At 73.6% G+C, this 17,485-nt stretch carries 16 protein-coding genes; 5 read left to right on the top strand and 11 right to left on the bottom strand.

The genetic code is table 11. The annotated features are described in order from the left end of the window. Positions 1-122: 122 nt before the first annotated feature. The 3 genes from FB454_RS31905 (at position 123) to FB454_RS31895 (ending at position 2,816) form a co-directional block, all read left to right on the top strand. Entirely contained in the window at positions 123-1,280 is a 1,158-nt protein-coding gene (locus FB454_RS31905) for a peptidoglycan DD-metalloendopeptidase family protein (RefSeq protein ID WP_071096956.1), read from the top strand. Between the two features lie 175 nt (positions 1,281-1,455). After that, on the top strand, positions 1,456-2,253 hold the full coding sequence (locus tag FB454_RS31900) for a S1 family peptidase (RefSeq protein WP_013283818.1): 798 nt from the start codon (positions 1,456-1,458) through the stop codon (positions 2,251-2,253). A gap of 122 nt (positions 2,254-2,375) precedes the next feature. Further along, on the top strand, positions 2,376-2,816 hold the full coding sequence (locus FB454_RS31895; RefSeq protein ID WP_013283817.1) for a hypothetical protein: 441 nt from the start codon (positions 2,376-2,378) through the stop codon (positions 2,814-2,816). Between the two features lie 7 nt (positions 2,817-2,823). Here the strand turns inward: FB454_RS31895 and FB454_RS31890 are convergent, their stop codons facing one another. From FB454_RS31890 to FB454_RS31870, 5 genes are read right to left on the bottom strand one after another with little or no spacing between them, the layout of a single operon-like run. After that, the gene (locus FB454_RS31890) at positions 2,824-3,534 is read right to left on the bottom strand and encodes an ABC transporter ATP-binding protein (protein ID WP_145824117.1); all 711 of its coding nucleotides are present in this window, start codon (positions 3,532-3,534) and stop codon (positions 2,824-2,826) included. After that, positions 3,531-4,499, bottom strand: a complete 969-nt coding sequence (locus FB454_RS31885; RefSeq protein WP_145824116.1) for an ABC transporter ATP-binding protein — start codon at positions 4,497-4,499, stop codon at positions 3,531-3,533. Before FB454_RS31885 ends, FB454_RS31890 begins: the two co-directional genes overlap by 4 nt. Beyond that, entirely contained in the window at positions 4,496-5,362 is an 867-nt protein-coding gene (locus FB454_RS31880; protein WP_013283814.1) for an ABC transporter permease, read from the bottom strand. Before FB454_RS31880 ends, FB454_RS31885 begins: the two co-directional genes overlap by 4 nt. After that, a complete protein-coding gene (locus FB454_RS31875) occupies positions 5,355-6,359 on the bottom strand; it encodes an ABC transporter permease (protein ID WP_047891468.1) in 1,005 nt (334 codons plus the stop codon). Before FB454_RS31875 ends, FB454_RS31880 begins: the two co-directional genes overlap by 8 nt. Next, positions 6,356-7,954: an ABC transporter substrate-binding protein gene (locus FB454_RS31870; RefSeq protein ID WP_145824115.1), complete on the bottom strand. Its 1,599-nt coding sequence runs from the start codon at positions 7,952-7,954 to the stop codon at positions 6,356-6,358. Before FB454_RS31870 ends, FB454_RS31875 begins: the two co-directional genes overlap by 4 nt. Positions 7,955-8,157: 203 nt before the next feature. On the opposite strand from FB454_RS31870, the gene FB454_RS31865 reads away from it, so the two are divergent. Then, on the top strand, positions 8,158-9,426 hold the full coding sequence (locus FB454_RS31865; RefSeq protein WP_145824114.1) for a PP2C family protein-serine/threonine phosphatase: 1,269 nt from the start codon (positions 8,158-8,160) through the stop codon (positions 9,424-9,426). On the opposite strand, the gene FB454_RS31860 is transcribed toward FB454_RS31865, so the two are convergent. Beyond that, positions 9,406-9,747 carry an STAS domain-containing protein gene (locus tag FB454_RS31860; protein WP_230651205.1) on the bottom strand — a complete coding sequence of 114 codons (342 nt, stop codon included), beginning with the start codon at positions 9,745-9,747 and terminating at the stop codon, positions 9,406-9,408. The two genes, FB454_RS31865 and FB454_RS31860, sit on opposite strands and share 21 nt — an antisense overlap. Before the next feature lie 201 nt (positions 9,748-9,948). On the opposite strand from FB454_RS31860, the gene FB454_RS31855 reads away from it, so the two are divergent. Further along, complete coding sequence (locus FB454_RS31855; RefSeq protein WP_145824113.1) at positions 9,949-11,532, top strand: mucoidy inhibitor MuiA family protein; 1,584 nt, start codon at positions 9,949-9,951, stop codon at positions 11,530-11,532. Between the two features lie 69 nt (positions 11,533-11,601). Here FB454_RS31855 and FB454_RS31850 read toward each other — a convergent pair whose 3' ends face one another. The 5 genes from FB454_RS31850 to FB454_RS31830 all read right to left on the bottom strand — a co-directional run bounded on the left by FB454_RS31850 (position 11,602) and on the right by FB454_RS31830 (position 17,422). Further along, positions 11,602-11,871, bottom strand: coding sequence for a GlsB/YeaQ/YmgE family stress response membrane protein (locus tag FB454_RS31850; protein WP_013283808.1), 270 nt, complete (start codon positions 11,869-11,871; stop codon positions 11,602-11,604). A gap of 111 nt (positions 11,872-11,982) precedes the next feature. Further along, positions 11,983-12,942, bottom strand: coding sequence for an ion transporter (locus FB454_RS31845; RefSeq protein WP_013283807.1), 960 nt, complete (start codon positions 12,940-12,942; stop codon positions 11,983-11,985). Between the two features lie 91 nt (positions 12,943-13,033). Then, positions 13,034-14,140, bottom strand: coding sequence for a magnesium and cobalt transport protein CorA (locus FB454_RS31840; RefSeq protein WP_071096967.1), 1,107 nt, complete (start codon positions 14,138-14,140; stop codon positions 13,034-13,036). Between the two features lie 58 nt (positions 14,141-14,198). Next, positions 14,199-14,879 carry a response regulator gene (locus tag FB454_RS31835; protein WP_013283805.1) on the bottom strand — a complete coding sequence of 227 codons (681 nt, stop codon included), beginning with the start codon at positions 14,877-14,879 and terminating at the stop codon, positions 14,199-14,201. Further along, a complete protein-coding gene (locus FB454_RS31830; RefSeq protein ID WP_145824112.1) occupies positions 14,876-17,422 on the bottom strand; it encodes a DUF4118 domain-containing protein in 2,547 nt (848 codons plus the stop codon). Before FB454_RS31830 ends, FB454_RS31835 begins: the two co-directional genes overlap by 4 nt. Positions 17,423-17,485 lie beyond the last annotated feature (63 nt).

The raw sequence follows: 17,485 nt of genomic DNA, 5'->3' as shown, positions 1-17,485 counted from the left end.
CCCGGCCAGCCGCGAATCAACCCGACGCACAGATCCTTCACCGGAGCATGCGGAACTCGTAGACAACTTTCATGCCCTTCGATAGCCTCGCCATTCAGTGATGCTTGTCGATAGGAGGCCCCATGCGACGGCTCGTGCTCTCCTTCACGCTGGCGGCGATCGGCGCCTGGGCCGTGGTGCCGGCCCCAGCCTCGGCCGCGCCCCGCCCGGCACCCGCGCCCGTCACCGACGCGGTGACCGCGAAACTCCTCGGCCAGGCCGACGCCGCGACCCGGACCGCCGGGCCGCAGCGGACCCGGGTCACCGTCACCCGGGCGAGCGGCGGATGGGCCTTCGGCACCGCGGTGCTGCTGGCGGACCGGTCCCGGGACGCGCACCCCACCGGGTCGGTCTTCCTCGCGCGGACCGACGGCAAGGGCTGGACCGTCGCCTTCGACGGCGAGGCGTCGTTCGGTGACCTGGCCGCCGCGTCACCGCTGGTGAACACGGACGAGAAGGCGGTGTTCACCACGCCAGTCGCACCGATGTACGCGGGGAGCGACTTCCGGACCGGCATGGCGCTGCCGTTCGCGGTCGGGCAGACGTGGACGCTCACCGGCGGGCCGCACGGCTGGGGCGGCGGCGCGCCGTGGAGTTCCGTCGACCTCGCCGGTGGCGACCAGGTGGTCCGGGCCGCGCGGGCCGGAACCGCGTACACGATGTGCACCGGGTGGATCCGGGTCATCCACGACCGGGGCTACTCGACCGACTACTACCACCTGTGGAGCAGCATCTCGGTGAACGGCGCCGCCGTCGGGCAGGGCGCGTACCTCGGCTACACCGGCACCGACGTCACCTGCGGCGGCTCCGCCACCGGCCGGCACGTGCACTTCGGGCTGCGGCAGAACTCGGTCTACGTCCCGATCGCCGGGCACGGCATCGGCAAGTGGGACTTCGTCAACGGCGCCGGCGAGTACCAGGGTGGCGCCCGGCACGGATCCGCCTTCGCGGGCGTGGGCGGCGCCGTCTACAACTACGGCGCGCTCGGCTTCAACCAGGGAGTCGTCGACGCGAACGGCGGCGGCACGCTGACCCGGCGCTCCGGTCCCGGAACGGGGTACGGCGTCCTCGGATCGCTCGCGGACGGCGCCACGGTCACCGTCTCCTGCTCCGCCAACGGCACCTCGCACACCGGCCGGTACGGCACCACCGCGTTGTGGGACCGGCTCAGCGACGGCAGCTGGGTGTCCGACGCCTACCTGTCCACCGGTGTCAACGGGCCGATCAACGGCTGGTGCTGACCCCGGACTCCCGTCGTCCGGCGCGCGCCGGTGCCGAGCACGGCGCCGGCGCGCGCGGCGTATGACACAGACGGGATGCCCACATCCATTGCAGTTCATCGATGAACGTCCATAAGCTCCTGCCACCTCGAGTGCGGCCTGGCCGGGCGGCACACAGTCGATGTCGGGAGGGACCATGGTCCGTTGGCGTAGATTCCTCGGCCGGATGGCGGCCGTGTTGGCAGTGGTCACCGCGGGAGCGGTCGCCGTGACCGCGCCGGCCACGGCGGCCCCGGCCGGGGACATGACGCCGTACGTCGTCGGCGGCACCCGGGCCGCGCAGGGCGAGTTCCCGTTCATGGTCCGGCTCTCGATGGGCTGCGGCGGTGCGCTCTACAGCCCGCGACTGGTCCTCACCGCCGCGCACTGCGTCGGCCGCACCGGCGCCAACACCAGCATCACCGCCACCCTGGGCGTGGTGGACCTCCAGTCCTCCAGCCGGATCCAGGTCCGCTCCAACTACGTCTACCGCGCCCCCGGTTACAACGGCAACGGCGACGACTGGGCGCTGATCCGGCTCGCCTCCCCGGTCACCTCGCTCGCCACGCTCAAGATCGCGACCAGCACGGCGTACGACAACGGCACCTTCACGGTGGCCGGCTGGGGCGCCGCGCGGGAGGGCGGCGCACAGCAGCGCTACCTGCTCAAGGCCAGCGTGCCGTTCGTCGACGACACCACCTGCAACCGCTACTACGGCGGTGACGTCATTCCGGGCGAGGAGATCTGCGCCGGGTACGCCAGCGGCGGTGTCGACACCTGCCAGGGTGACTCGGGTGGCCCGATGTTCCGCCGGGACGCCGCCAACGCCTGGATTCAGGTGGGCATCGTGAGCTGGGGCAACGGCTGCGCCCGCCCCAACTACCCCGGCGTCTACACCCAGGTCAGCACGTTCGCCTCGGCGATCCAGTCCGCCGCCGCGAGTCTGGGCGGCTGACAGCGCGGGGCGCGGTGGCCCGGTCGCGGCGCAGCGGCCGGGTCACCGCCACGTCCGTACGGCCGGTCCGCGGCACCGTCGCCTGTGCACGTGGATGAGGGTGACTGCTACCTTCCGGACGCATGGACGACTCCCCTCGCTGGTACCGCCCCGCCCCCGACGCGCTGCTCCTAGCCGGCAGCGCCGCCGCGCTGTTCGGCTACCTGATCCCGTGGTTCCGCGCCAGCCGCCTCCATCAGTGGTCGTACTCGGGCTGGGCCTACCTGGAGGCCGAGGGCGGTTGGACCTGGCTGGTCGTGGTGTCCCTGGTGGTCGCCCTCCTCGCCGGTCTCTGGGCCGGGCGGAGCGTGGCGTGCGCCAAGCTCGCGGTCGGCGCAGCGGTGGCCGGGATGTTCCTCGCCGGTGCGGTGGTCGCGGTGAGCCTGGGCGCGCTGCCGGAGCGCGACAGCATCAACTGGGTCGGTGAGCTGCCCTTCGGGATGGGAATGCCGCTCATGGCCGTCGGATTCGGGGCCGTCGTCGCCGGGGCGCTGGGCGTCGTACGCCGCCCGGTGCAGGAGTGACGCGACGTCACGCCGCCGGCAGGTCCACCACCCGGGTGGCCCAGCGGGCCATCAGCGCCGGGTCGTGGGTGATGACCAGGACCCCGGCTCCCTGCCCGCGCTGGTAGTCGGTGATGACGGCGGCGACGTGCGCCTGGGTGGAGGCGTCGAGCATCGCGGTGGCCTCGTCGCAGAGCAGGTAGTCCGGCCGATGCACCAGGGCGCGGGCCAGGCAGGCGCGTTGCAGTTGCCCGTCGCTCACCGCGTGCGGCCGGCGGGTCAGCAGGTCGGCGGTGAGGCCGACCAGGTCGGCCAGTTCCGCCGTACGGGCGGCCGCCTGCTCGCGTGATGTGCCGGTGGCGCGTAGCGGCTCGGCGATGATGTCGGCGAGGCTGAGCCGCGGGTCGGTGGCGGCGCGCGGGCTCTGGAACAGGATCGCGACGCGGGTGCGCAGGTGCGCCGGCAGGCGGTGGCGGACGCCGCCGAGCGGTTGACCGTCGATCGTGACGTGACCGCCGTCCGGGGCGTGCAGCAGGGCGAGGACGCGGGCCAGAGTGGACTTGCCGCTGCCCGAGGGGCCGCGCAGTCCGACCGTCTCGCCCGGGGCGACGTGCAGGTCGACCCGGTCGAGGACGCGCTGCCCCCCGTACGCGACGGAGACCTGGTGCGCGGCGAGCCCGGCGGCCGGCGCGGCGCCCGGGGCGGCGGCGTCGGTGGCGCCGGGAACCGTGAGCGTCATGCCGGTACCTCCTCGCGCAGCGGGTGGTGGCAGGCGACCCGGCCCTCGCCGTCGGCGGCGAGGCGGGGCAGGGCGTCGCAGGTGCCGGTGGCGCGGGCGCAGCGCGGGGCGAAGGCGCAGCCGCCGGGCAGGTCGGTGAGCGCAGGCGGGTGGCCGGGTACCGGAACGAAGGCGCGGTCGGGCAGCGCATCGAGCAGACCGGCGGTGTACGGGTGGGCCGGGCCGTCGAACAGCGCCTCGGTGGGGTGGTGTTCGACGATGCGGCTGGCGTACATCACGGCGACGGTGTCCGCGACGCGGCGCGCGGCGGTCAGGTCGTGCGTGATGAGCAGGACGGCGGCGCCGGTGTCGCAGCGGCGGCGCAGCAGATCCAGCGTGTGGTCGACGAGCGGCCGGTCCAGGCCGGTGGTGGGTTCGTCGGCGAGCAGCACCGGCGGGTCGGGCGCGAGGGCGAGCGCGGTGGCGAGCCGCTGGGCCATGCCGCCGGACAGCTCGTGCGGGTACCGGTTCAGGTCAGCCGGGTCGAGACCCACGTCGGCGGCGATCCGGGCGGCGGCGGCCGGCGCGTCGCGGCGGCTGTGTCCGTGGGCGCGCAGCGTCTCCTCCAGCAGCTTCCGCCCGGTACGCACCGGGGTGAGCGCGGTGGCGGGGCTCTGCGGGACGAGGCCCACGCCCCGGCCGCGTACGTGCCGGGCGAGGTGCCGCTCCCCCGCGCCGATCAGGTCGGCCTCCTCGCGTCCCGGCGCGTGCAGGCGGGCCTGCCCGGTGACGGTGGCGTTGCGCGGCAGCAGGCCGAGCAGGGCGTGCGCGAGGACGGACTTGCCGCACCCGGACTCACCGACCACTGCGAGCAGCTCGCCGGGCCGCAGCGTGAGGCTCAGGTCGGTGACGGCGTGCACGACCGCGTCGCGCAGCCGGAAACGGACGGTCAGCCCGTCGACGGTCAGCAGCGCCGGGGCGGTCACAGGTGCAGCTCCGCTCGTACGCGCGGGTCGAGACGGTCGCGCCAGCGGCCGGTGAGCACGGCGAGCGCCAGCGTGGCCGCCACCAGCAGGAGGCCGGGGACGATGCTGGCCCACCAGGCGCCGGTGAGCAGTGACCGCTGCCCGTCGTTGATCATGTTGCCGATCGAGGCCAGGTGCGGCGGCAGGCCGAGGCCGAGGAACGACAGCGCGGTCTCGTGCCAGACGGCGTGCGGCACCATGAGCGTGGTCGCCAGCGCCAGGCGCGGCAGCACGTGCGGCAGCAGGTGCCGGGTGAGCACCCGGACGCGCCCCGCGCCGCCGGAGATCGCGGCGTCCACGAACGGCCGGTTGCGCAGGCTGAGCAGCTCGGAGCGGACGATCCGGGCGGTGGACAGCCAGTGCGTCAGCGCGATGGACGCGATCACCGCGCCCAGGCTGGGGCGCAGCATCGCCACGATGAAGATGCCCAGCAGCAGGTGCGGCAGCGCGGCGACGGTGTCCACGACGCGCATGAGCGCCCGGTCGACCCAGCCGCCGACGCTGCCGGCGACGGCGCCGACCAGGCCGCCGATGACCGCCGCGACGAGCGCGGCGACCGCGCCGACGAGCAGCGAGACGCGCAGGCCGTAGAGGCTGCGCAGAGCCACGTCGCGGCCGAGGTCGTCGGTGCCGGCCAGGTTCTCCGGCGAGGGCGCGAGCCGGGTACGGGAGAGGTCGACGGCGCTCTGGTCGAGCGGCCACAGGACCGGGGCGAGAAGCGCGGCGGCGACGACACCGGCGAGCACGACGACGGCGACAGTCGTGCCGACGCCGCCGGGGAGGCGCAGGCGCCGGACGCGCGCAGGGAGGGCGAGGTCAGTCATCGAGGCGTACCCGGGGGTCGGCGGCGGCGTAGGCGAGGTCGGTGACCAGGTTCGCGGTCAGCACCACGACGGTGGTGGCCAGCGTCGTGGCCGCGAGCAGCGGGAAGTCGGCGCCCAGCGCGGCCTCGACGGTGACCGCGCCGAGGCCGGGCAGGGAGAACACGGTCTCCACCAGGACCGCGCCGCCGACGAGTTCGGGCAGGTGCGTGCCGACCAGGGTGAGGAACGGCAGCAGCGCGGTCCGCAGCGCGTGTCCGAACAGGACGACCCGGCCGGGGAGCCCTCGGGCGCGGGCGGCCAGGACGTGGTCGTCGCGCAGGCTCTCGGCGACCGCGTCGCGGACGAACAGCACGAACCACGGCGCCTGGGAGATCGCCAGCACCGTCACCGGGAGCACCAGGTGCCGGGCCACGTCGGCCGGGTCGGTGCCGGTGGCGGTGATGTCGGTGAGCCCGCCGGCGGGCAGCCACCCGAGGCTGAGGGCGAACACGGCGATCGCCGCGAGGCCGATCCAGAACACCGGCATGGACTGCACGGCGTACGCGACGGCGCGCAGCGCCCTGTCGAACCAGCCGCCGCGCCGGTACGCGGCCAGCGTGCCCAGCAGCACGCTCGCCACCAGCACCAGGGCCAGCGCGGTGCCGACGAGCAGCAGCGTCCAGCCGGCCCGGGCCGCGAGCACCGAGGTGACCGGCTCGTGCCGGCTCGTCGACCAGCCCAGGTCGCCGCGTAGCAGGTTGCCGATCCAGCGGGCGTACTGCACCGGCAGCGGATCGTCGACGCCCCAGTTGGCGCGGATCTGCGCGAGGTTCTCCTCGCTGGTGGTGAACGCCGCCGCGCCCGCGTACTGCTGGGCCGGGTCGATCGGGGAGGCGGCGCCGAGGGCGAACATGCCCATGCTGGTGGCGGCCAGCACCGGTAGCGCCACCAGCAGCCGGCGCCGGACCACGGTGCCGGCCCCGGCCGGCCGCCGCCGACCGGTCACGGCTGCCGTCACGGCTTCTTCGTCCAGGTGTGCACGTTCCACCAGATGCTGTTGGCGACGTCGTGCTCGTGCGGCTCGACCCGCGGCGTCACCCCGGTCACGGCGTCCTTCAGCACGTAGGTGTGCCGGAGATAGGTGAGGAACACCCACGGCACGTCGGTGGCGAGCTGCTTCTGGAACGTGGCGTACGCGGCCTTACGGGCGGCCGGGTCGGCGTTGTCCCGGCCCTCCTGCAACGCGGCGTCGGTGACAGCCGAGCGGTACGAACCGGGGTTGAAGAAGCCCTGCCCGGCGAAGGCCGAGCTGAACAGCTTGTACGAGACGAAGTCCGGGTCGTACGGCGTGCCGTAGCCCATCATCAGCGCGTCGTCACCCATCCGCGGGGTGATCGCGTCCCAGGTCAGGCCCTCCGGCGTGACTTTGATGCCGACCTTCTTCGCGTCGGCGGTGACGGCCAGGGCCAGTTCCTTGCGCAGGCTGTCGGTGGCCGGGTACATGAGCGCGAACGCGGCCGGCCGCCCGTCCTTCACCCGGATGCCGTCCGGGCCGGGCTTCCACCCGGCGGCGTCCAGCGCGGCGGTCGCCGCGGCGGTGTCGGCGGCGGGCCTGCCGGCGATCGACGGCTCGGCGTATTCCGACGTGGGCGGCACCGGGCCGAACGCGGGTTCGCCCGCGCCGCCGAGCACGCCTGTCACCATGGCCTGCCGGTCCACCGCGACGTTCAGCGCCTTCCGGATCGCGAGGTCGCCGGTGACCGGGTTGCCCATCGGCAGCATGACGCCCCGGTAGTCGGCGGTCGGCACCTTCTGCACCCGGTAGCCGTCCCGGCCCTCGAACCCGGACGCGAGCTTCGGTGCCAGCTCCGCCGCGTCGAACTCGCCGGCCCGCATCCGCTGGGCCCGGACGTTGTCGTCGGCGACGAACGCCACCACAACGCCGGAGTTCGCCGGCTTGCCACCCCAGTACGTCTCGTTGGCCGCGAGCACGAGCGGGTCACCGGGTGTCCACGAGGTGAACCGGTACGGGCCGGTGCCGACCGGCTTGCGGTTGAACGCGGCCTTGTTGACGTCCTGCCCGGCGAACGCCTTCGCCGGGACGATCCCCAGCGCCAGCCGTTGCAGGAACGGCGCGTACGCGTACTTCAGGGTGAACACGACCGTCGCCGGGTCGGGCGCGGTGACGGAGGCGAGCATGTCCAGATCGGACCGCAGCGTGGAGTCGACTCCCGGGTCGAGCACCGCCTGGTAGGTGAACACCACGTCCTGGGCGGTCAGCGGGCTGCCGTCGTGGAACAGCACACCCTCGCGCAGCTTCGCGGTGACTGTCTTCCCGTCCGCCGAGACGGCAGGCAGTTCACGGGCCAGTGCGGGCACCAGCTCGTTGCGGGCGTCCCGGGCGACCAGCCCGTCGAAGATCAGCGATGCGCCGTCGACGCCGTAGTTGAGCACCGGGTTGAGCGTGTCCGGCTCGCCCGCGGTGGCGACCACGAGCGTGTCCGCGCCCTTCGGGCCGCCTGTCGACGCCGTGGGCGACGAGCAACCGGCGGCGGCGAGCAGGGCGGCGGCGAGCACCGCGGCCACGCGTACGGGCTTGGGTCTGATCGCCACGGCAACCCCTCGAACACTCGTCTGCGGGTGGCAGCGGGCGGGCGCTCCGGCGAGGATCGATCATCGCGTGCCGGAGCGCCCGCTACCGCCACTATTCGGTAGTTGCCAACTATATGCAATAACCTCTGGTCGATGACGGCGACCCGCCGCCCCCCGGTGTCGCTCGCCAGGCGGACGTCCGGCGCGCTGAATATGCTCGGGGGGTGAAGGACAGCGAGCAGGCGGTGCTGGCCGGGATGTTGCAGTCGGCCGAGGACGCCGCCCCGGTGCAGGCGGTCGAGGCCGTCACCGGCGTCATCGCCACGGCGCTGAACGCGCGCGGCGTCTCGCTGCTGATCGCCGACCTCAGCGGCCGTGCGCTGGTCCGGCTGACGCACCAGCCGGCCGGCGGCGGTACCGGCCGGCGTCACGGCGAGGAGGACGCCGAGGTCCTCCCCTTCGACGGCGGGCCCTACGAACGCGCACTCCGCCAGCAGGCGCCCGAGGTCATCCGCCGCGACGGCACGTGGACCGTGCTGGCGCCGGTCACCGACCGCGGTGAGGCGATCGGCCTGCTGGAGATCGAGCTGCCCGACGAGCCGGACGGCGACGTGGTGAACTGGGTCGCCCGTACCGCGCACGCGCTGGCGTTCGTGGTCATCGCCAACCGCAGGCACACCGACCTGTTCGAGTGGGGACAGCGCACCACCCCGTTCAGCCTCTCCGCCGAGATCCAGCGTCGCCTGCTGCCCGCCTCGTTCACCTGCGAGGCCGGCGCCTTCGCCCTCTCCGGCTGGCTGGAACCCGCCGCGAGCGTCGGCGGCGACACCTTCGACTACAGCCTGGCCCGGGACCTGCTGCACCTCAGCGTCACCGACGCGATGGGCCACGGCGTGGCGAGCGCGCTCACCGCCACCCTCGGCGTGGGCAGCCTGCGCAACAGCCGCCGCCGCGGCGCCGGCCTGGTCGCCCAGGCCGAGGAGGCCAACCGGGCCGTCGCGGAGAACGCGAACGTACGCGGCGCGTACGTCACCGCCGTGCTGGGCCGCATCGACCTGACCACGGGACGCTGCGAACTGGTGAACGCCGGGCACGTCCCACCGATGCTGGTCCGGGACGGCCGGGTCGTACCGGTGGACCTGCCGGGCAACTTCCCGTTCGGGATGTTCCCCGGCGAGAGCTACCGCAGCGGGGAGCTGCCACTGCTACCCGGCGACCGGCTGGTGGTGGTCACCGACGGCATGCGCGACCGCAACGCCGCCGACCTCGACCTGCCCGCCGCCCTGCTCCGCCTCTCCCACCTGCATCCCCGTGAGGCGGTCCGGGCGCTGTCCGACGCGGTGCTGGAGATCGCCGGGCCGGCTCTGACCGACGACGCCACGCTGCTCGTCGTCGACTGGTACGGCGACCACGGGCCGCGGCGCAGCACCGCCGGTGCCGACACCGCCCGCGTCAGCCCGGACGAGGAGCGCTCAGCGCACCGCCGCCGGTGAACCGTCCTCGGCGTCACGCACCGTGCCGAAGAGCGGGATGACGCGGTCCACCGAGGTGATCGAGAAGACGTTGCGGATCGACTGGCGGACGACGGCCAGACCGAGCCAGCCGTCGCGCTCCCGCAGGTTCTTGTAGACGAGCACGAGCGCGCCAAGGCCGCTGGAGTCCACGAATCCGACCTGGGTCAGGTCGACGACCACCGTCCGGGCGCCGGTCTCCACCACCTCGAGCAACCGGTCACGCAACGTCGGTGCGCTGGCCATGTCCAGGTCGCCGGCGACCTCGATCACCGGGCCGACACGCCCCTGTCTGGTCGTCACCGAGAACTCCACCACTCCCCCTCCACCGCACACCCGTCGCTACCCGACACCGTGCCAGAAATCCGCCCTGATCGCCTCCCGTAGGTGCGCGGCGGTTCAGCGGCCTACCCGCGAAGTGGTGGAGGACACCTCAGTGCGCGCCACCGCGTATCCGCTCTACGGCAGCCCCGCCGCGGGCGCGCCTGAACTACCCTCGCCGCCGTGGACACTGTGGAGATCGATGCGCCCGTCGTCGGCGTGACCGTCTACCCGGACCGCGCCCGGGTCACCCGCCGCGGCGGCGTCCGGCTGGCCGCGGGCGACCACCGGGTACGCGTCGCCCCGCTCCCGCTGGGCCTGCGCCGGGACTCGATCCGGGTGGGTGGCCGGGGCGCGGTGACCGTACTCGGGGTGGACGTGACCGCGTGGCGGCAACCCCGCAGCACCGACGCCCAGGTGGTCGAGCTGGAACGGCGGCGGCGGGAACTGGCGGACGAGCTGGCCGAGGTCGGTGACACCGACGCGGTCGAGGAACAGCGCGGCGAGTTCCTCACCCGGCTCGCCGAGCGGGCCGGTGGCACGTACGCCCGGGCGCTGGCCGCGGGCGACGCGGCCCCGGCCGACGTCGCGGCCTTCACCGACTCGGTGTCCGGTCAGCTCACCGAGTCGCGGGCCCGGCGGCGCGGGCTGGCCCGGCGGCGCACCGAGCTAACCGAGGAACTGGCCGCCGTCGACCGGGAACTGGACGCGGCGCGCGGCAAACGGGAGCCGGACCGGCTGGCCGCCGAGGTGTCCGTCTCGGTGGACGCCGACGACACCGAGGTGGAGCTGGAGCTGACATATCTGGTGGACGGCGCCCGCTGGACGCCCTCCTACGACCTGCGGCTGGTCGAGGACACCATGACTGTCACCTGGTTCGGGCTGGTCAGCCAGGGCACCGGGGAGGACTGGCCGGAGTGCGAACTCCAGCTCTCCACGGCCCGGCCGGCGGCGGCGAGCGGCGTACCCGAATTGTCGCCCTGGTATCTCGACCGGCTCCGGCCGGAGCCGCCGATGGCCGTGTCGGCCGCGTCGTTCGGCGGCGTGGTGCCGCCCCCGGCGCCCGGCGCGGCACCCGCGGGCCGTCCCCGCGCGGCACGCGCCGCGGCGCCGGCGGTGCGGGAGAGCGTCGCCGAGGTGGAGCAGGGCGTGACGGCGGCTACCTACCGTCCCGCGCGGCCGGTGGCGGTGCCCGCGGACGGCAGCGCGCACCGGGTGACGATCGCGGTGCTGGAGCTGCCGGCCCGGCTGGACCACGTGAGCGTGCCGGTGCGTGCCGCCGAGGCGCACCTGCGGGCCACGGTCCGCAACACGTCGGACCACACGCTGCTGCCCGGCCCGGCGTCGGTCTTCCACGGCGCCGATTTCGTGGCGGCGACGCGGCTGAAGACGTGGGCGCCGGGCGAGGAGACCGAGCTGGCGCTCGGGGTGGACGACCGGCTGCGGGTGGAGCGGAAGCTGTCCCGGCGCACCGAGAGCAAGGCCACGCTCGGGTCGACGCGGCGGCGGGAGGTGGAGTACCGGATCACTGTGGCGAACCACACGCCCCGGCCGGCCACTGTGGAGGTCCAGGATCAGCTGCCGGTGTCCCGGGACGAGGCGGTGGTGGTACGCGAGACCGCGCTGACGCCGCCACCGGCCGAGCGTACGGAGCTGGGTGAGCTGACCTGGCGGCTGTCACTGGCACCTGGTGAGAGCGGCGAGATCGCCCTCGGCTTCCGGGTGGAGCTGGCCAAGGGCGTCGAGCTGACCGGCTGGCGGGAGTAGCCGGCGCACACGTTAAGAAGGGCCCCTTCTTATGCGCGATGCGTTAAGAAGGGGCCCTTCCTTCGGTCCTCAGATGCGGCGGCGGCCGTAGAGGCCGGCGAAGACGGCGACGCCGATGGCGGCGAAGCCGACCTGGAGCAACAGCTCGATCCAGTCGATGCCGGGGGTGTCGTCGACGCCGAACGCGCCGGCCACCAGCGTGCCGACGAACGCGGCGACCACACCGATGAGCAGGGTCAGCCAGATCGGGATGTTCTGCTTGCCCGGCACCACCAGGCGCCCGAGCGCACCGATGACGAGACCGATGATGAGCGCGGTGAAGAAGCCCGTGATCTCCACGAGAGGCGTCCCTTCCCTCAGATGTGTTGGCGTCTGGCTGGTTGCCCCGATCAACCAGCCGGCCAAACCCGGGAGCCGCGTTCGTCACGGAACTGTCATGACCGTCCCTGATCAGTGGTCCGAGGGCTGGCGGCGGCGCGGCGCGCCGGGCGGCTCCTCCCGGTCGATGCGCAGTTCCCGCTCCAACTCGGCGATCACCATCCGCAGGTCGTCCAGTCGCTGGCTGATCGCGATCCGGTCCACCTCGTCCGGTATCCCGTCCCCGTCGGAGTCGTAGTCGGAGGCCAGCCCTTCGGTCATCTCCAGCCGGCGCGCCTCCTCCATCGAGTTGACGATGACGGCGATGAGGATGTTCAGCAGGAGGTTGACCGCGATCATCACGAAGCTGACGTAGTAGAGCAGCGTCCACGGCGACACCTCCAGACCCTGTTCCAGCAGGTCCGGCAGCGTCTCCAGGGACAGCAGCACGAACAGCGTGACGAGCGAGCGGCCGATGTCGCCGTACTGCTCGGGATAGCGGTCGCCGAAGATCAGCCAGCCCGCCATGCCGTACACGTAGAGCGTGACGGCGGCGAGCGCGAGGAAACCCGCGACGCCTGGGAGGCTGCGCCACAGCGCCGCGACGATGGTCCGCAGGCCGGGTGAGAAGCGCACGAGGCGCAGCACCCGGGCGACCCGGATGAACCGCAGCACAGCCGAGTCGCCGTGCAGGCCCGGGACGAATATGGCTGCTGTCACCAGCAGGTCGAAGACGTTCCAGCCGTGCCGGAAGAAGTCCTGCGGGCGGCGGCCGTACGCGAGCACCCGGATGGTGATCTCCACGACGAATACCGCCCGGAACATCCACTCCGTCCACCGCAGCACCGGCCCGGCGGCCCCGAGGTTCGGGTACGTCTCGATGCCCAGCACCACGCCGTTGGCCATGATGAGCACCACGATGGCCACCTCGAACGGCCGGGACGCGACGATCCGTGCACAGTGGCCGGCCAGCCCGCGCTTTCCGTCACTGGTCCGGCGCCCGCCGCGCGGTGCCGGAACCGTGTCCCCGATCAGCGTTCCCCTCCGGCACACGAGAGCCGGACGACGCACGGACGACAGGGGGTAGCCACCCGGACACTTTAGTGGATCACCGACGGCGAACTGCTCCGGCGCCCGGGCCGGCTCACAGCCAGCCGCGCCGCTTGAACAGCAGGTAGAGCGCGCCGCAGACGGCGAGCATCAGGGCCACCGCGAACAGGTAGCCGAACCGCCAGTCCAGCTCCGGCATGTGGGTGAAGTTCATCCCGTAGACGGTGCCGATCAGGGTGGGCGCGAACAGGATGGCCGCCCACGCGGAGACCCGTTTGATCTCCTCGTTCTGCTCGAAGCTGGCAGCGGTCAGGCTGCGCATCTCCTCGTTCTGCGCCTGCGACACCAGTGTGGCGTTGACTGTGAGGATGTTCTGGAGCAGGTGCCGGAACCCGTCCACCCGCTCCACCACATGGGTCAGGTGGTCGGCCACGTCGCGCAGCCGGCGGCGCAGCTCCTCGTCCGTGCCGTACCTGTCGAAGCCGTGCGTGAGCGCGTCGACCACCTTCAGCAGCGGCCGGGCGGCCCGCTGGAACTGAATCACCTCGCGGCTCAGCTCGTAGATGCGGCGGCTGGCGTTCGGGTCGCCGCCGAACACCTCGGTCTCGATCTCGTCGATGTCGTTCTCCAGCCCGGCCACCACCGGGGCATAGCCGTCCACCACCCGGTCCAGCACGGCGTAGAGCACCGCCTCCGGGCCGAGCGCGAGCACCTCGGGTTCGGCCTCCAGCCGCCGCCGTACCCCGGCCAGGTCCGGCGTGCCGCCGTGCCGCACGGTGATCACGAAACCGGGGCCGAGGAACAGGTGCAGCTCGGCGAACTCGACCGCCTCCCGGGCGTCCAGGTAGCGGGCGGCGCGCAGCACCACGAACAGGGTGTCGCCGTAGCGTTCCAGCTTGGGGCGCTGGTGGGCGTTGATCGCGTCCTCGACGGCCAGGTCGGGGAGCTGGAACTCGGCCGCGAGCGAGGCGACCTCCTCCCGGCCCGGCCGGCGCAGCCCGATCCAGGCCATCGCGTCGTCGAGGTGTTGCAGGCAGCGGAACGTGTCGGCGAGGGTGACAGGCGACGCCCGGCGTACGCCGCCGACGTAGACGCCGCTGTCGACCAGCCCGTCGGGTCGCTCCGGCTCGGCCGCGCCCGCGTCGATGGCGTGCTCGTCGAGGCGGCGGCCGAACCCCTCCGAGGACCGGTTGTCCGCCATGCCCCTCCCCCGCTGCTCGGCCGGGTCGCCGAGTCCCCCGCCCGCGCTCGCGCAAACGTCAGGGGCGGTAGCGGTAGCCCATGCCCGGTTCGGTGATCAGGTGGCGGGGCCGGGCCGGGTCGTCCTCCAGCTTGCGGCGCAACTGGGCCATGTACTGCCGCAGGTAGTTCGTCTCGTGGTGGTACTCCGGCCCCCACACGTCGTGCAGCAACTGGCGCTGGCTGACCAGCTTGCCCGGGTTGCGCAGCAGCTTCTCCAGCATGGCCCACTGGGTGGGGGTGAGCTTGACCTCGACGCCGTCGTCCCGTGTGACCGTCCGGTCGGCCAGGTCGACGGTGTTGTGGCCGATCCGCAGCGCGGGCACGGCGGGCGTGGCCGGGGCGAGCCGCCGGGTCACCGCGCGGATGCGGGCCAGCAGCTCGTCCACCCCGAACGGCTTGGTCACGTAGTCGTCGGCGCCCGCGTCGAGCGCGGCCACCTTGTCCTCGCTGCCGGCCCGTCCGGACAGCACGATGATCGGCACGGCGGTCCAGCCGCGCAGACCCCGGATGACGTCGGTGCCGTCCAGGTCGGGCAGGCCGAGGTCGAGCACCACCAGGTCCGGCGGGTGCCCGGCGGCGGCCTTGAGCGCGGCGGCGCCGCTGCCTGCGACCTCGACGTCGTAGCCCCGGGCGCGCAGGTTGATCCGCAGCGCGCGCAGGATCTGCGGCTCGTCGTCGACGACCAGGATCCGGGTCATTCCTGCGGCCCCTCCGGCTGGGTGGCGGCCGGCAGCCGCAGCACCATGGTGAGACCGCCACCGGGCGTGGTCTCCGGGGTGATGCTGCCACCCATCGCCTCGGCCAGTCCCCGGGACAGCGCCAGCCCCAGGCCCACCCCGGTCTGGTTGTCCCGGTCGCCGAGGCGCTGGAACGGCAGGAAGACGTGCTCCCACTGGTCCTCCGGGATGCCCGGGCCGGTGTCGATCACCCGCAGCTCGACCTGCCCGGCGTGCGCGCTGCCGGTGATCGCCGGCGGCCGGCCGGGCGGGCTGTGCCGCAGCGCGTTCGCCACGATGTTGACCAGCACCCGCTCCAGCAGGCCCGGGTCGGCCAGCGCCGCCGGCAGGTCGGCCGGGATGTCGGTGGTCACCTCGGCCGCCGCCGGGCCCAGCTCGTCAAGCGCCAGGGGTACGGCGTCCTCCAGCCCGATCGCTGTGGCGCTCACGCCCAGCGCGCCGGCCTGCAACCGGCTCATGTCGAGCAGGTTCGCCACCAGCCGGCCCAGCCGGTCCAGCGACTCGTCGGCGGTGGCGAGCAGTTCCTCCCGGTCGTCCGCGTCGAACTCGACGTCGTGGCTGCGCAGGCTGCTCACCGCCGCCTTGGCCGACGCCAGCGGCGTACGCAGATCGTGGCTGACCGCCGCGAGCAGCGCGGTCCGCATCCGGTCGGCGGCGGCGAGCGGACGGGCGGTGGCGGCCTCCTCGGCCAGCCGTTCCTGGCGCAGCGCGACGGCGGCCTGCGCGGCGAACGCCTCGACCACCCGCCGGTCGGCCGCCTCCAGCCGCCGGCCGGCGAGCACCACGCTGAGCCGGTCGTCGACCGGCACCACGGTCTCGCCCGCGCCCGGGCTACCGGGCGGCCGCTCGCCGACGCTCGCCACCACCCGCCAGGCGTCCGCCCCCCGGGCGCGCGCCGGGCGTCCGCCGGCCTCGTCGGTCAGCTCCAGCACGCTCACCGCGCGCAGCCCGAACGTCTCCCGCAGCCGGTCCAGCAGCGCGGGCAGCGGCCGCTCACCGCGCAGCACGCTGCCCGCCACGGTGGCCAGGGTCTGCGCGTCGGCGGAGGCCCGGGCCGCCTCCCGGGTACGCCGGGCCGCCACGTCGACCACCCAGCTCACCGCGATGGCGACGCCGACGAACACGCCCAGGGCGAGCAGGTTGTCCGCCTCGGCGATGGTGAGCGTCCGGTACGGCGGGGTGAAGAACCAGTTGAGCAGCAGCGAACCGCCGAGCGCGGCGACCAGCGCGGGCCACAGCCCGCCGACCAGCGCCACGCCCACCACACCGGCGAGGAACAGCAGGATGTCGTTCGTCAGGGTGAGGTCGGGCAGCGTCCGCAGCACGAGCGTGAGCATCGGCATGCCGAGCACCGCGAGCGCGTACCCGATCAGTCGCCGGCGTCGGGACAGCGCGGCGGGCACCGACGTGCCCCGGCGCCCGCGCCCCGCCTCCGGGTGGGTGACCAGGTGCACGTCGATCGGGCCGGACAGCGCGGTGGTGGTCACCCCGACGCCCCGGGAGAACACCTGCGCGAACCGGCCCCGGCGGCTCGCGCCGAGCACGAGCTGGGTGGCGTTGACGCCCCGGGCGAAGTCCAGCAGCGCCGCCGGGATGTCGGTGCCGAGCACCTGGTGGTACGTGCCGCCGAGGCTCTCCACCAGCACTCGCTGCCGGGCGAGCTGGGCCGGGTCGGCGCCGGCGAGCCCGTCGCTGCGGGCCACGTGCACGGCGAGCAGGTCGGCGCCCTTGCTGCGGGCGGCGATCCGGGCTGCCCGGCGGATCAGCGTCTCGCCCTCGGGGCCGCCGGTCAGCGCGACCACCACCCGTTCCCGCGCCTCCCAGGTGTCGGAGATGCCCTGCTGGGCGCGGTACGCGTCGAGCTGCTCGTCGACCTTGTCGGCCAGCCAGAGCAGCGCCAGTTCGCGCAGCGCGGTGAGGTTGCCGACCCGGAAGTAGTTGCCGAGCGCGGCGTCGATCTTGTCGGGCCGGTAGATGTTGCCGTGCGCCATCCGGCGGCGCAGCGCCTCCGGCGTCATGTCCACCAGCTCGACCTGCTCGGCGGCCCGGACCACCTGGTCCGGCACGGTCTCCCGCTGGGTGGTGCCGGTGATCTGCGCGACCACGTCGTTCAGTGACTCCAGGTGCTGCACGTTGACAGTGGAGAGCACGCTGATCCCGGCGTCGAGCAGCTCCTGCACGTCCTGCCAGCGCTTCTCGTGGCGGGAGCCGGGCACGTTCGTGTGAGCCAGCTCGTCCACCACGACGACCTCGGGCCGCCGGGCCAGCACCGCGTCCAGGTCCATCTCGGTGAACTCGACACCCCGGTACGTCATCGACCGGCGCGGCACCACCTCCAGGTCGCTGATCATCTCGGCGGTGTGCCGGCGGCCGTGCGTCTCGACCAGGCCGATCACCACGTCGGTGCCGCGCTCGGCCCGGCGCTGGGCCTCTTCGAGCACGGCGTACGTCTTCCCGACGCCCGGAGCGGCACCGAGATAGATCCGCAGTTCACCCCTGCCCACGCCCCCATCCTCCCCGAGTGGAAGGAAGGGCCCCCTGTTAACGCCTCGCGAGGTGAAGGGGGC

The organism is Micromonospora sp. CNZ297, assembly GCF_007827625.1.
Note: the sequence above shows the minus strand (reverse complement) of the source record. Positions and strands in the feature narration are given on the sequence as shown.

What these genes read in the sequence shown, in the direction of transcription:
- FB454_RS31905 (WP_071096956.1), top strand. Translation starts at nt 123, where the DNA reads ATGCGACGGCTCGTGCTCTCCTTCACGCTGGCGGCGATCGGCGCCTGG.
- FB454_RS31900 (WP_013283818.1), top strand. Translation starts at nt 1,456, where the DNA reads ATGGTCCGTTGGCGTAGATTCCTCGGCCGGATGGCGGCCGTGTTGGCA.
- FB454_RS31895 (WP_013283817.1), top strand. Translation starts at nt 2,376, where the DNA reads ATGGACGACTCCCCTCGCTGGTACCGCCCCGCCCCCGACGCGCTGCTC.
- FB454_RS31890 (WP_145824117.1), bottom strand. Translation starts at nt 3,534, where the DNA reads ATGACGCTCACGGTTCCCGGCGCCACCGACGCCGCCGCCCCGGGCGCC.
- FB454_RS31880 (WP_013283814.1), bottom strand. Translation starts at nt 5,362, where the DNA reads ATGACTGACCTCGCCCTCCCTGCGCGCGTCCGGCGCCTGCGCCTCCCC.
- FB454_RS31840 (WP_071096967.1), bottom strand. Translation starts at nt 14,140, where the DNA reads ATGGCGGACAACCGGTCCTCGGAGGGGTTCGGCCGCCGCCTCGACGAG.
- FB454_RS31835 (WP_013283805.1), bottom strand. Translation starts at nt 14,879, where the DNA reads ATGACCCGGATCCTGGTCGTCGACGACGAGCCGCAGATCCTGCGCGCG.